This is a genomic window from Streptomyces sp. SP18BB07, assembly GCF_036322545.1.
In the GTDB taxonomy this organism is placed as follows: Bacteria; Actinomycetota; Actinomycetes; order Streptomycetales; family Streptomycetaceae; genus Streptomyces; species Streptomyces deccanensis.
In genome coordinates, this window is the sequence record NZ_JAQYWT010000362.1 from 229,526 (window position 1) to 242,616 (window position 13,091).

General features: G+C 68.1%; 12 protein-coding genes and 3 pseudogenes. 8 read left to right on the top strand and 7 right to left on the bottom strand.

What is annotated here, in order from left to right:
* The first annotated feature begins 51 nt into the window (after positions 1–51).
* Positions 52–540, top strand: coding sequence for a hypothetical protein (locus tag PUR53_RS40935; RefSeq protein WP_329911928.1), 489 nt, complete (start codon positions 52–54; stop codon positions 538–540).
* Between the two features lie 117 nt (positions 541–657).
* Here PUR53_RS40935 and PUR53_RS40940 read toward each other — a convergent pair whose 3' ends face one another.
* Together PUR53_RS40940 and PUR53_RS40945 are read right to left on the bottom strand one after the other, a co-directional pair.
* Positions 658–900 carry a hypothetical protein gene (locus PUR53_RS40940; RefSeq protein ID WP_329911929.1) on the bottom strand — a complete coding sequence of 81 codons (243 nt, stop codon included), beginning with the start codon at positions 898–900 and terminating at the stop codon, positions 658–660.
* A gap of 425 nt (positions 901–1,325) precedes the next feature.
* Complete coding sequence (locus PUR53_RS40945; RefSeq protein ID WP_329911930.1) at positions 1,326–2,507, bottom strand: hypothetical protein; 1,182 nt, start codon at positions 2,505–2,507, stop codon at positions 1,326–1,328.
* Positions 2,508–2,751: 244 nt separating this feature from the next.
* Between PUR53_RS40945 and PUR53_RS40950 the strand changes: the two are divergent.
* Both PUR53_RS40950 and PUR53_RS40955 read left to right on the top strand, forming a co-directional pair.
* A pseudogene (locus PUR53_RS40950) lies at positions 2,752–2,913 on the top strand (transposase); the annotation flags it as partial.
* 2 nt (positions 2,914–2,915) lie between these two features.
* A pseudogene (locus PUR53_RS40955) lies at positions 2,916–3,020 on the top strand (IS5/IS1182 family transposase); the annotation flags it as partial.
* A 96-nt stretch (positions 3,021–3,116) separates the two neighbouring features.
* Here the strand turns inward: PUR53_RS40955 and PUR53_RS40960 are convergent.
* The 3 genes and pseudogenes from PUR53_RS40960 to PUR53_RS40970 form a co-directional block, all read right to left on the bottom strand.
* Positions 3,117–6,224, bottom strand: a complete 3,108-nt coding sequence (locus PUR53_RS40960) for a tetratricopeptide repeat protein (RefSeq protein ID WP_329911932.1) — start codon at positions 6,222–6,224, stop codon at positions 3,117–3,119.
* A gap of 48 nt (positions 6,225–6,272) precedes the next feature.
* Complete coding sequence (locus tag PUR53_RS40965; protein ID WP_329911934.1) at positions 6,273–6,602, bottom strand: trypco2 family protein; 330 nt, start codon at positions 6,600–6,602, stop codon at positions 6,273–6,275.
* Between the two features lie 705 nt (positions 6,603–7,307).
* A pseudogene (locus PUR53_RS40970) lies at positions 7,308–8,137 on the bottom strand (IS5 family transposase).
* Positions 8,138–8,416: 279 nt separating this feature from the next.
* Here PUR53_RS40970 and PUR53_RS40975 point away from each other — a divergent pair.
* Positions 8,417–8,740 carry a hypothetical protein gene (locus PUR53_RS40975; protein WP_329911936.1) on the top strand — a complete coding sequence of 108 codons (324 nt, stop codon included), beginning with the start codon at positions 8,417–8,419 and terminating at the stop codon, positions 8,738–8,740.
* Positions 8,741–8,746: 6 nt separating this feature from the next.
* Here the strand turns inward: PUR53_RS40975 and PUR53_RS40980 are convergent, their stop codons facing one another.
* Positions 8,747–9,424 (bottom strand): amidohydrolase family protein, encoded by a 678-nt coding sequence (locus PUR53_RS40980; protein WP_329911938.1) that lies wholly within the window; start codon positions 9,422–9,424, stop codon positions 8,747–8,749.
* A 502-nt stretch (positions 9,425–9,926) separates the two neighbouring features.
* Between PUR53_RS40980 and PUR53_RS40985 the strand changes: the two genes are divergently transcribed.
* Positions 9,927–10,274, top strand: coding sequence for an ANTAR domain-containing protein (locus PUR53_RS40985; RefSeq protein WP_329911940.1), 348 nt, complete (start codon positions 9,927–9,929; stop codon positions 10,272–10,274).
* Between the two features lie 7 nt (positions 10,275–10,281).
* Here PUR53_RS40985 and PUR53_RS40990 read toward each other — a convergent pair whose 3' ends face one another.
* Positions 10,282–10,650, bottom strand: coding sequence for an STAS domain-containing protein (locus PUR53_RS40990; RefSeq protein WP_443080420.1), 369 nt, complete (start codon positions 10,648–10,650; stop codon positions 10,282–10,284).
* Positions 10,651–10,805: 155 nt separating this feature from the next.
* Here PUR53_RS40990 and PUR53_RS40995 point away from each other — a divergent pair, with 155 nt between their 5' ends.
* The 3 genes from PUR53_RS40995 (at position 10,806) to PUR53_RS41005 (ending at position 13,035) form a co-directional block, all read left to right on the top strand.
* Positions 10,806–11,294, top strand: coding sequence for an ATP-binding protein (locus PUR53_RS40995; protein ID WP_329911942.1), 489 nt, complete (start codon positions 10,806–10,808; stop codon positions 11,292–11,294).
* Positions 11,295–11,908: 614 nt separating this feature from the next.
* Complete coding sequence (locus PUR53_RS41000; protein WP_329911944.1) at positions 11,909–12,199, top strand: hypothetical protein; 291 nt, start codon at positions 11,909–11,911, stop codon at positions 12,197–12,199.
* A gap of 14 nt (positions 12,200–12,213) precedes the next feature.
* Positions 12,214–13,035 carry a DUF317 domain-containing protein gene (locus tag PUR53_RS41005; RefSeq protein ID WP_329912013.1) on the top strand — a complete coding sequence of 274 codons (822 nt, stop codon included), beginning with the start codon at positions 12,214–12,216 and terminating at the stop codon, positions 13,033–13,035.
* Positions 13,036–13,091 lie beyond the last annotated feature (56 nt).

Consider the following 13,091-nt stretch of genomic DNA (forward strand, 5'->3'; position numbering starts at 1 on the left):
CCCGGTCCACGCCGATAGACCTGGCCCGATCCTCTACCGGAGATCACTTCCTTGTCGCTCCATGCCTCCGAGTTCTTCGCCGAGTTGTGCCTCCCGTTCCGTGTCCACGCCGTTGTGGGCGACACGTACTACGCCACCCCGATCCCGGGTACGCCCTTGCGGCTGCGGATCGACTTCAGCGGCACCATCCACGCGGACACCTACGGCGGCCTGCGCCTGGCGGTCCTCCACCCGGACCGGGGCGAGATCGACGCGGTCTCCCTCGGCTTCGTGGAGCACGGCACCTTCCACCGCCGCGACGAAGCGGCCAACACCCGCCCCAACACCAAGCGGTACGGCACCTTCGACACGTACTGCCGCCCCGGGCTCCCCCCGTGGGAGGGAGCCGTCACCACCGGGCTGCGCGACGCCATCGAGCAGTACACCGCCATCTGGTTCCCCGGCGCCTGGACCGCGAACGCACCGGGCCGAGCCGCCAGCCGAACCCTGCACACGGCTCCCGCCACGACCACCTCCCGCAGCGGTGCCCGCGCCCGCTGAAAAGCGCCCACACCGCAGCCCCGGACGTACCGCCCCCTTACAGCAGGAGCCTGACGAGACCGCCTCGAAGATATCGGGCCCGGGAGTCATACCGACTCGCGGGCCCTTCGTGTTGCCCTACCCGGCCCAAGCGATCTCGCGTACCTCGATGGCCCCCTCGTGCGGCATGTACTGGATCCAGCAGCGTGCCCCGAACGCTTCCCGGATCTCCTCGACACTTCCGGGGTCCCGTACGTCCGGCCACGCGCCCGGGGCCAAGCGCACAAGCTCGACGAGTTCCAGGACCTCGCGCCGTGCGTCCGCGGACAGTTCTCCCCTCACGTCGGACGCCAGTTCCTCCACCACTACCCCGCACCGCATCGTGCACCCCCGTGCTCGTGATCGTTTCGCAGCACGGTACGGCGGGGACGATGTCCGGGCGAGGACGTCCACGGCGGATGCTCGCAGTGGCGTCATGTTGATGCGGCCACCGACCTGGGGCCGTGACGTCGGCGAAAGAGGCGCGAACGTCTGGCACCGCCGCAGGGGTCGTGTCGGAGCAGGCCGTCTGCGCGGTTTGGAGGACGGTGGCGAGGTCTCCGCCCGCGATGGTCTCTACAGAACATTCCCCGTACTCGTTGGACCGGGCGTGTCTGTTTGAAACCATCTTCTTCTAGGGCTGTTGGCAGACGAACTGGCGGGCGGGCGCGGTGGGGCTGTTGCAGCCGATGGCGACCATGTCGCGGGCGATTGACTCGGGTGCAGGCCCACCCGGGGTGAAGTGCTGGGGTGCTGGTGATCACTCGCTAACGTCGATCCGCACTTCGCATGATGTCGATCAGGTCGGCGAGGCCAGGAAGGCGTCCTCGGTGCACCATGGTGAGAACCAGTGTGATGAGCAGTGCGGCTACAGGGCCTACGGCGGTGTCGGGCAGTCCTATCTGCGCCACGCCGACCAGCGCGACGGTGATCAGCGCGCCGCCGAACAGCAGCCGCAGCCACCCCCAGTCCCGCACAACCTGAACATTCTCAAGCTGCTCGTCGTCCAACAGTTGTGAGACTCGGCCTTGCGCGTACCGTTCGGCGATCACCAGGAGCATCGTCGCCAACTCGGGCAGTGCACCCGAGGGGTCTTTGTACTGGCGACTCTCGACGCTCCTCAGAGCGGCTATCACCTTTTCGGCGTGCTGTTTGAGGGCCTTTCGCTCGTGGCGGCGCACCCTGTTGAGCGAGCTGGCCGGATAGCGGGTGCGCCATGCCTGTTTGATCACGTTCTCGGCTCGCTTCACCGAGACTGGCTGGCGCTCCGCCACTCCTGTCGGAGCTTGGGACTGTTGCTGCAACTCGTGATACGCACGGCCGCACTGAATCGCGCTCACGGCCAATGCCACGACCGGCCAGTTCAGTGCGGCGGCTTCGGCGGCTTCGCGCCTACGTGTCTGTCTCGGCGAACCGGTGAGCTGGGCCTGGCCTCCTGTACGCGCCAGGTGCGCAGGCCAGCACACCCAGAGGGCCAGACCGAACATCAAACAGAAAAAGAGGAACCGAAGTGGCAAGAACCTGCTCGGCTGCTTCACGACAGCAACCGCCTTACCTGGCAGGCTCTTTATCGCATCCCACCCCTCGTGTAGTGCGGCAACCCAAGTCGTCGGGTCGTGCAGTACAGGAGGGCGGAGGTTGATTAGGAGGAACACCATAAGTACAACGGCGAGTCGCCAGAGCATGGTGGTGGGCATGGCTCGCGCCCAGCGCCAGACGGATGCGGCGACCAGTCCACGGGTCTCTGGTCCGCGGGTCACGATGCCCTCTAGGGCCTCCCGCATTGCTGTGGAAATTCTACGTTCGGTGTCGGTCGAGAAGATTCTCAGCTGGGCGCGTACGACCGGGCGTGCCCACCGTATCCATGCACGACGCACGCCCCAGAGGGCTGCGATCAGAGCAAGCAAGGTGACCAGCCGGAGCGGTTTTTCGATCTGTACGAAGATCACCCTCGAAGTGTGTCGCAAGGTACTGACAACGAGGCATGGGCGTCCCGGGACTGGTGTGGAGAACCGGCGGTCTCAGATCTGTGGCATATCGGCCGCCGGATGGCCAGTGGCCGTGAGACTCGGCCGCGGGATCTGAGATCTCAGAGTGCGGTACGTGACCTTCTGTCCGGCTTGTGATCGCTCGTTGGTGTGACGTTGGGGCAACGCCGCTGGTCAGGCGTTCGGGGTTCGCTTGGGTTATGGCCTGAGCATGCGCAAGCCGTATCCGAGCGATCTCACCGACGAGCAGTGGCAGCTTGTCGAACCCGTGATCACGGCTTGGAAGGCCCGGCATCCGTCAGTCAGCGGGCACCAGGGTAAGTACACGATGCGGGGGATCGTGGACGCGATCCTCTACCAGAACCGCGCCGCGCGTATTCCTCACGCGCCATCCGTAGCCACCTGCGGCGCCGGGGTATCCGTGCGGTCATCCCGCAGCCGTCCGACCAAGACAGATCTCACAGGCGCAGGCCCAAGGGCCAAGGGACGGAGCGCCGTTGTCGGCGGCTCGCCGCAGGAACGTACTCGGCGGCAGCGGCTTCGGAGGGAACTCCATCGACGAACGCAGCGCTAGGACCTCTCGTGAGGCCAGTAGCCGTACAGTTCGTGGAAGACCTGCATGGCCTGGACGGCCACGGACTCTCCCTCCTCCTGTCGCCCTGTTTCCGCCAGCCACACCATGAGTCTGTTCATGCTCTCGAGGAGGGGGAGCAGGAACTGGTCCGGCTGATGACAGTCCAGGTCCCGGTAAAACTCCATCGCTTCGGCGATCACCGCCAATCCCTCCTCGACCTTCCCCGCTGCCGTGAAGTCGACCAGGAGGTTGTTCAGACCCTTGGCCAGTGGGTTGAGGAAGACTTTGGGGCGGTGGCGGGCCAGGTTCCAATTGATCTCCACCGACTCGACGATCGCGGCCAGTCCCTCCTCTCGGCGTCCTGCCTCGCCCAGCTGGACGGAGTACGAGTTCAGACTCCTCGCCAGATCGTGGAGATACATGTCGGGCCGGTCGCGGGCCAGTTCGCGATGGATCCGCACGGCCTCGGTGACGGCTGTCAGGGCCTCTTCGATCCGGCCTGCCTCGCTGAGGCCGATGGAGAGGTTCAGCAGACTGTTGGCAAGCGGGTTGCGATCCGTGTCGGGCCGGAGGCGGAACAGCCGCCTGTTGATCTCCACAGCCTCGGTGACGGCCGCGAGCCCCTCCTCGGCTCGCCCCGAGTGCCGCAGCCAGGTATACAGGTTGCTCAGGCTCATGGAGAGCATGCGCGAGGCGTCATCCGGCTCCGCACGAAGCAGTTCCCGGGACTTCTCGGCGGCTTCTCCTGCTGCCGCCACTGCCTCGTCGAGCCGCCCCATCTCCGCCAGGCGGTGGGCGAGGTTGTTTAGAGCGGCGAGGAGGTCCAGGAGGAACACGTCGGGGCGCGCCTGGACCAGCTCCCGGTAGATCCCGACGGCCTCGCTGATCGCTGCCAGTCCGTCCGGCCGCTGCCCCACCGCTCCCAGCCGGATGGCAAGGGAGTGCAGACTGTGCGCCAGGTCGGGAAGCCGCTCGGGGTCGTGGCGTGCGAGGGAGCGGTACTGGTCGGCCATGCGCCGGGCGAGGTGGGCGGTGAAGGGGGCCAGGTTGTGGCTCGTGTGGGGCAGCCGTTCGTTCAGGCGCCGCAGGTCGGGCAGAGTCGTTTCCGGATCGTCGCTGATCCGGTGCAGTGCGTCGAGCAGAGGCTGAGGTGTTTCGGTCCGCGTCGCGGCGTCGATGGCTGGCAGCGCCAAGAGGCTCCCGTGGCGCACGCACATGGCGGTCAGGTGGGCATCGAGTTGCTGGCGGAAGACGGGATGTGCGGCGGCCCGGGCGTACAGGGTCAGAAGTCGGTCGGCCTGGGTCTCGGTCGCTCCGGGGATCAAGTGGTCGACCAGGGTGGGGTCCTGCTGCAGATGACGGCCGATGAACCGTTCGGTGAGCCGGTCCGGTTGCAGCGTGCCCCAAGGGGCACCGGGGACGGGTGGGTACAGCGCGGCGATCCACCCGCGCACGGCGCCGAGCCGGTCCACACTCTGGTCGGCCAGTCCGGGAACCCGGCGCAGGAGCGTCTGTGCCCCTGGCCTGCTGTCTGCGCCGAAGAGGAAGGCTGCGGCCAGCGCGTCGGTCAGGGTGTCGAAGGTCAGGGCGGGGTGCAGAGCGCATGCAGTGGCGCTGTTCGTCCAGTAACGGCGTTCGTGGACCAGTAGCCGGTCCTCCACGCCGTCCGCGCTCTCGACCTCGGCGGCGCCCGCTCGGGGCGACTTCTGCACCGCTGCGTCCAGGAGGTCGGCCAGGGCGGTCATGTGCAGGGTGAGCGCGCTCCCCAGACCGGGCCGGTCCAGTTCCGCTCCGGTGCCGCTGCGGTGAGCGGGGGCGAGGAGTCGGGATGCGAGGGCCGGCCAGTCGTGGTGCTGCCAGCCGCGTACCCGGGGCATGTGCTGGGCGTAGGCCCGGACGGCTTCCTGGTAGGCCGCGAGGCGTGAGTCGCCGGGTTCTGGCTCCAGCGCGCGCAGTGCGACGGTGTCCGCACCGTCGAGAAGGTCTTCCGCGGTCCGGCTGACCGCTTGCAGGTCCTGCCACCAGTCGCCGGCACCGCGCGCCAGTAACAGCAGCTTCACGGCGTTTGCGCCGCTGTGCCGGGCGACGGCGTCGAGCAGGGCGACAAGCTGCGCTGTGCGGGTCTCGGCGTAGTCGACGACGACGAGCAGGGGGACGGCCGCGGCCGCGAGCACCGCCAGTGCCTCACGCGAGGCGTCGGAGCGCAACCACAGGGTGGCCCAGCCCCGGCCGGTGAGCGAAGCGGTCAGACGCTGCGCGACGCGCGTCTTGCCCTGCCCTCCGGGACCGTGCAGCAGCAGCGCTCCGAAGCCTTCCTCCCGCGCGAAGGCGTCGAGGTCGTCAAGCAGGGCGGCGCGCCCGCGGAAGGGCACGGTCTCCTGTCGTGCCCGCAGCAGTGTGGCTGGTGAGCCGATGGTCGCGGTGGGCGTCGCGGCCTCGGCCAGGTGCTGCCATTCCACCGGCTCCAGCACGGTGGCGGCCTCCGGCGCGTGCTCGGCGAGGGCGGCGCGGAAACCGGGATCGTTCAGCAGCACGTACGCGGGAATGGCTTCGAGGCTCGCATGGGCACGGCCGGCGGGATCGGCGGCGATGACCCCGGCCAGCAGTTCTCCGCAGAACAACGCGGCCCCGGACATCCCACCCCAGGGGGAGGAGCCGTCGCGGGCGGCGGCCGGCGGATGCTGGTCGAGATTCATCACGTACCGGTTGCCCACGTACCGGTCGCCGGGGTTGAGCGTGCCGGAGGGCTGGAGCGTGTCGGTGGCACGGCCCAGGCGCTGGACGATCTCGGGGACACCCCAGGCTTCGCACGGTGTGCCCGGACGATGCGTGACCAGACGGCCCCAACGGACCGGTGGGCTCCTCGGCGGAACCCAGGACGTGCCGTCCACGCGGATGAGGGCGGCGTCATCACGGCCTCCGGGGGTGCCGCGCCAGATTACCGTCGCCTCCCACTGGTCCGGCTGCCCCGGCTTGAAAAGCGTCACGGGGATGCCTGGTTCGGGCGCTACATGGGCGGACGTCAGTACCAGTCGCGGCGCCAGCACGTAGCCCGTCCCCGGTCCGGCGCCTCCGTCGATCGCCACGACTCTCGCACGATCCATCGGGCCACCCCGCCTCTCACCCTGCTGCGAGCCCTTGTAGTGCCGGGGTCAGTCAGAGATGTGACCGCTCACGTCCCCGGGCCCCGACCGACGGTCGGGGCGGCCCTGGACCAGCAGATCGCCTCCCCCCGGCCGTTGCGGGGTGAGGCTGACCGCCACGCGGTGCGTGCGGCTGCGGGCCGCCTCGGTCTCCACCCCCGCGGCGACCACCCAGGCCTTGAAGCCCGCCTTCGCCCTCGCGTCCGCCCGCAGCTCCACGGCGAACTCCAGCTCTACCGGGCCCACTTTGAACACGATGTCCTGATCCGCCCCGCGCGCTGCGGCCCGCAGCAATTCGTCCCGCACCACAGCGACCGCATCGGCCAACTCGATGTCCACACGCCCACCCTGTTCGTCCCCGGCTGAACCGGCGCCGAGAGAAGGAGATCGCCCCGTGCCGGACCACTCACGGTAGGTCAAAAGGCCATAAGACGCACCCACTTGTCGGTTAAGCGTTCCCGCTCCAGGGGTACGCCCCGGCCGCCCGACGCCGTCATGATCGCTGCGGGGCTATGGAGCAGGCGCCGGACGGCGGCCGCCGCCGCATCCAAGAAGGCCGCCGCCAAGAGGCGCGGTTCGCTGCACGCCGTCGGCTGACCCCGGCCTGGCACCCTCGTACGGACATCGGCGCTGCACCCTCCACTGGAGGCAGCGCCGACCGCGTTCCCCGGTGTCGGGGCAGCACCGAAGGGCCCCGTCCGGGTGGACAATGATTCCCCTGCGCACAGGGCCAAACAGCGCCGCGTGCCGCCCGCCCGAGGGCATGACGCACGACTTCGGCCTCCACTTCACCCATAAGTGAGCAACCGTGGTAGGCCGGATGGTCCGGCAGTTTCGGGGCCGGCGGCGCGGGCGGTTTCGGGTCGGGCAGCGCCAGCAGCGTCTTGTGAGTGATCCGGACTTCTTCGGCGGCCTGGCCGAGTTCGTCGAGCTGTGCGGTCAGCTGCGCGACCTGTTCCCGCATCGTCTCGGCCGGCACGGCAATCTCTCGTTCCCGCTCCTCCAGCCGCGCCAGCACCGCGCCGAGGGTCAGCTCCCCGCCGGTCATGCGGTGCGCCAGGCGGGCATGGTTGCCGCGGTCAGCCGGCGCAGTATCACCGCGGTCATCGCCCAGTACACCCGCGGCTCCGAACTGCGGGGCAGATGCTCGTAGTCGCGCACCAGCCTGCGGTGCAGCATCAAGATCCCGTAGGCGCGTTCCACGACCCACCGCTTGGCCTGGGGAACGAACCCGGTCTGCGCGGGATTGCGCTCCACGACCTCCACCTCGATGCCCACCTTCTCCCCGTGCGCGACGACGGCGTTCTTGAAGCCCTGGTCGACCAGGGCCTTCTGCACGGTGTCGGTGTCGGCGGCGACCTTGTCCAGCAGCGCGATGCCGACGGCGTTCTCGTGCGCCGACGCGGCCACCACGACCACCGCGATCGCCAACCCCAGAACGTCAACGGCCAGGCCGCGCTTGCGGCCCGGTACTTTTTTGCCGCATCGCGCCCCGTCGACTCAGCGGGCACTCCGGCCGCCGCGTGCACGCTCTGGGTGTCGAGCACCACCAGGCTCGGGTCCGCCTTCCGACGCGCCATTCCCGCACCTGCCAGCGCAGCAGATCGTGAATCGTCTGGTCGATGCCGTCGTCACGCCAGGTGTAGAAGTGGTACTTCACCGCGCCGGGCGGCGGAAAGTCGTGCGGGAGCAACTCCCACTGGCAACCGGTCCGGCCCTGGTAAAGCAGCGCGTTGACGATCTCCCGCATCGCGTACCGGCCCTGATGGCCGCTGACCGAGGGATGCGCGGCCTTCCACGCCGCGATCACAGGCCTCGACCAGCGCCCACTGCTCGTCGCTCACGTCGGTCTTGTAGGGCTTGCGCTCGCTCACGGTGCCCAGCCCAACATGCCTACGGCCGCCAACCGGCCGGGATGCCGCATCGCCACACATTCAGGTGACGACAAAACTGCTATGCCCTCTCATACCGCCCTCTCACAGCTGTCAACGGCCAACCGTTCGTGTCCTTTGACTACGAAGTTAGTCGTGTGCAGCCCTCTGACCTGGGCCGACTAGGTTGGATGTCAACGATTCTGCTTGTGCTGACGTTGTTCGGGATCGTGTGTATCGGAACTCGGTGATCGAAGACGGTCGGGCACCCAGAGACCCTTCATGCAGGCCGTCGGCGCCACCCGCGGCGGCGGACACCTGAGCTACGTCGGCGTGAACCACGACGTCATCATCCCCGGCATCGAGCTGTTCCTCGTCGGCGTCCACTCGGCGGCCCCACCCCAGTGCGCCGCTTCCTGCCCGGACACCATCCAGCTCATCTGGGACCGCAACATCGATCTGGGCAAGGTCTTCGACCTCCCCCCCCTCGACCAGGCTGCCGTAGAGCTACAAGGCCATGTACGAGCGTCGCGCCACCAAGGTTCTCCTCACCCTCTGCCCGCCGTCCTGTGCCGGGGCCAGGCCAGGTACGCCGCATTTCTTTAGCAACGCCTACAGGTCGAATACCCGGGGCGCGTTGCCGGACAGGAACGACTCGCGAGTCTCCTCGTCGAGTTCCAGCTGGCCAAGGTGTTCCAGCGCCTGGGCTGGGGTGATCATCGGGTAGTTGGTGCCGAAGAGCACCTTGCCCCGGCCTCGGCCGCGCAGATAGTGCACCAGCTCGGGCGGGTAGCGGCGGGCCGTGTAGGCACTGGTGTCGATGTAGACGTTCTCGTGCTTGTCCGCGACCGCGATCATTTCCGTCGTCCACGGGTAGCCGATGTGCCCGCAGACGATGGTCAGCTCGGGGAAGTCGAGGGCCACCTGGTCGATGTAGGGGATGGGCCGTCCGGTCTCCGAGGGCTTGAGCGGGCCGGTGTGTCCGACCTGCGTGCAGAAGGGGATGTCGAGTTCCACGCAGGCCGTGTACAGCGGGTAGTACAGCCGGTCGGTCGGTGGCAGCTCCCACAGCCACGGCACCACCCGGAGCGCCACGAATCCCAGCTCCTCGACCGCTCGTCGCAGCTCCCGCACCGCCTGCGCCGGCCGGGTCAGATCGGCGCCGGCCACTCCACGCAGCCGACCGCCCGACTCGGCGACGAACTCGGCCACCTCATCGTTGCTGATCAGCGCCCCGTGCGGCCCGTACCAGGCAGCACAGAGGCCGATCTCGACATTGGCGGCCTCCACGCAGACACCGTGGCGGCAACGGGCAACTGTCTCTCCAGCAGGCCGCGGCCGGTCCAACGGCGCAATGACTCGAACATCTCATGATTGGAATGACGCAATGTCGGGTGCTGCATCCACACGTCGACGACGGACATGAATCCCGTTCCTCTCCCAGACGTGCGTGATCAGCCCGCGCTTTTCTAAGCGGTTGCTTACCCGGAGGGTACTGGTGGGGTCCGACGAAAACTACTGCAAGTAGATGTGGTTGCGGAGCGGATCTGGCGGGTCGCCGGCGATGCAGACCCCGGCCCCGCTGCCGTACGAAGAGGGGCGTGGGGCGGTGGTGGGGGCCACTCGGTGGGGGAGGGGTTGGGCAGACAGCCTCTCTGGTTCTTCACCGTCCATGGTCGGTGAAGAACTCCACCCCGATGCATGTGATCTTCGTGTCGCATGGAGGGTTGTGTTGCAGCGGCGGCTGGGGGCAGGTGAACTGGAACGTCCGCCCCTGTTATGGAGCCTGGTCATGACCACCTCCTCCCGCGCGCCACGGCCCCTTCCCGACGGCACGCCAAACGCCACGGTGGCCGGCCTGGAGCAGGAGAACACCCAGCTGCGTCACGCGATCGGCTCCCACGCGGTGGTCGACCAGGCCCTCGGTGTCCTCATCGCGGTCCACCGGATCCCACCGGACGCCGGGTTCGAAGTGCTGCGCGAGGTCTCCCAGCACACCAACATCAAACTGCACACGGTCGCCAAGGCACTGATCGACTGGGCGCTGGGTCAACCGCTGCCGGCGCCCGTGGAGCAGAAACTGGGCGAGGCCGTGCAACGGCACTCCCAGCAGGGGGACGCTCCGGACCAGCCTCACTAGCTGAGGATCAGGAGTTCAGAGCCTGCTCGACATTGGGGTAGCAGGCGATGAAAGCGTCGACGCCAACCAGCTGCATGACGTGCAGAACGGGCTCTTGCGCGGCGGCGATACGCAGCCACCCCTCGGTACTACTAACGGCCTGATAGGTAGTAACGAAGATGTTGATGCCAGTGGAGTCCATGAAGGTCACGCCGCCGAGGTCCACCACGATCCGCGACGGAGGCGCCGCGCCGTACCCGGACAACAGGACTGCGCTGAGCAACTCCCTGACGTGATGGTCGATCTCACCCTCTACAGTCACGACCCGCACGCCGTCGACCATGCGGTGGATAGCGGAGAACCGGTCCAGGCCGTCCGTGTTCCCGATGTCGCTCACCGCCTCCTCGACTGCGTTTGGGCCCGCCCAGGCTCGGCGTGCACGACGATTCTGCCCCACCACCCGGACTCCATACACCCAGGGGAAGTCGCTGAACAACATGCCTCTGACATGTATGACGGAACCGGGGGTAGTAGCGCGCTCGTGAACCAGAAATGAGGTCGACACCCCAGGCACCCCATGACGACGAAGACGGCTGCACCGAACCGGAAGAGCACCTGAGACGCGCCGGCTACGCCCTCGACGGAGGCGGCGGCTGCATCGCCGAGGCACGCCACCACGCCGTCGCCTTCCTCGATCAGGTCCACGCCGACCATCACCTGATGGTGTCAGCTCGCACGCGGGACCTGACTCAGCTGGTCGTCAGCGAGCTGGTCACCAACGCCCTCAAGTACGCTCCCGGCCCGGTTCTGATGGAACTGCGCCTCACCGCCCACGTCGTGGACGTCGTCGTGTGGGACTGCGACCCCATGGTGCCGGCGGCCCGGGCCGCCGATCCCGACCGGATCGGCCAGCACGGCCTGGAGATCGTGAAAGCCGTCACTACGGAATTGTTGATCGAGCAGCAGCCGGTCGGCAAACGCATAACGGCCCGCATCGCCCTGTCCGACCGGTCCGACGCGGCTGACCGCCACCCGAGGTGACGGCAAGCTCTCGGTCGGCGCAAAGAGAGCTTGAGCAGGGATCCCGATGTCCATGCGCCGCCATCCACGACTGACGCTCGCCGTCGCTCAGTCCAGCAAGGGGCGCCGATACCTGTCTGCGGCAACCACACACGTCACCTTGACGTACGGCACGTCCTGTCCGCCCCAGCCGATGCCGACCCCTAGCGTGTTCACCCCCCACGACTAGATTCACTGTCTGAGAAGCCGAAACGACTGGGTTCGTTGTCAAACGCCTCGACTAGATGACAAAGGACAGTTCGCCGGGGGCAGACAGGAAAGAGTCGAGAAGGACTGGCCAACACGCGTAGAGCCATGTCAACGTAGACGACCTTCCCGTAAACGACCAGGTCAGAGAGGTGATCCGTGGCTCCAGTGAGCTGCTGATCCGCTTGTGCCGTCGGGTATCTCCTTCTGTACAAGGACGCAGACTGGCGGCGTCGCGCTACGCGTGCTCGAGCCACCGGCCTCTGCCGGAGTGCGGATCCGAGTCGCCTTCAGGGGCTTCCACGCGACGCTGCTGCCTCTCCGGCCCTTGGACGATGTGATCTGCGTCGTCCCGTACTTCTGCTTCCCGAACGCAAGGAGACCTTCTCGTGGAGCCCTCGGAGATGACCGTCGGTGACGTCATCGACCTCCTTTCGGCGTGTGACCGGACCGCGCCTCTGCGGCTGGCGATGAACCCGTTCTTCCCCATGGCCCACTGCCCGGCGCAGATCGTCGAATCCCGCGACGAGACGGGGCGGCCCGTCGTCTACCTGGCCGAGGGGCGGGACACGGACAGCCAGCTCGGGCATCTGCCTCCTGAGGTAGCTGTCGCCCTGACCTGGCAGGCTCCCGTCCAGGCGCCACCGCGCCGCCCCCGCCGCACCGCCCGCGGCCAGTAGATCCGCACCCAGACCTGGAGGCGCCCCTGAACGCCAATCACCCGTTCGACCCGTCCACCCCGAACCAGGCTCTGCCCGCGTACTGGGTTGGCCCCCGGCATCTGGCCGGTGACGACGGACGTCTATACGACACCGTCGCCGACACACTCGCCGGTCTGAACTGGACGAGCCTGGCGATCATCCGAGGACGCCAGGAGCCGGACGAGGCGTCGGAGGACCGCCAGGTCCTGCGCAGCACCGTCCTGCACATCAGCCCCGACACCCTGCGGTGGGCCCAATGGGTGCTGCCGGACGAGCCGTTCCATCTGGGTGACCTGCCGATCGCCTGGCAGGTGTGCGCCCGCGAGGAGGCGACCACGCCGCTCGCGCAGTGGTCCGCCTACTTCACCCCCGGCGTCCCGGGTGAGGCACTGGCGGACTTCCTTGTCGCCGTCGACGCCCGAGACCATCCCACCGCCGCTCTCACCGGCCCCGAGCCGGTTCTCGACGTGGTCACCGCACACGGCTGGATCCGCGACATCGACCACCCCGAGTCCGGCGCGACAGACCCGACCCTCACCTCACACCTCAGCCTCGGCGAGGTGCCGCCCCTCATCCAGGACGGCGACCCCCGCGCCCTGACCGTCGAGGAGGAGGCGGCCCAGCCGCTCGGATGGCAGGCATGGGCAGAGCCCGCGCTGGCCGCGCCGTGCCTGTGGGCGGTCTCCTTCGGCGCCGGCGTGCCACACGACCTCGTCGCCGCCTTCGCCGCCTCCCTCAGCTCCACCGCTCCGGTCCTGCGCCGGGTACTTCCCGAGAGCACCAGGGACCGACTCCTGCGCGCCCCCGCCGGCTGAGTGCCAGCTCACCGCCGCATCCCAAAGCCCGGCCTCCCGATCTTCTTCGGGGGCCG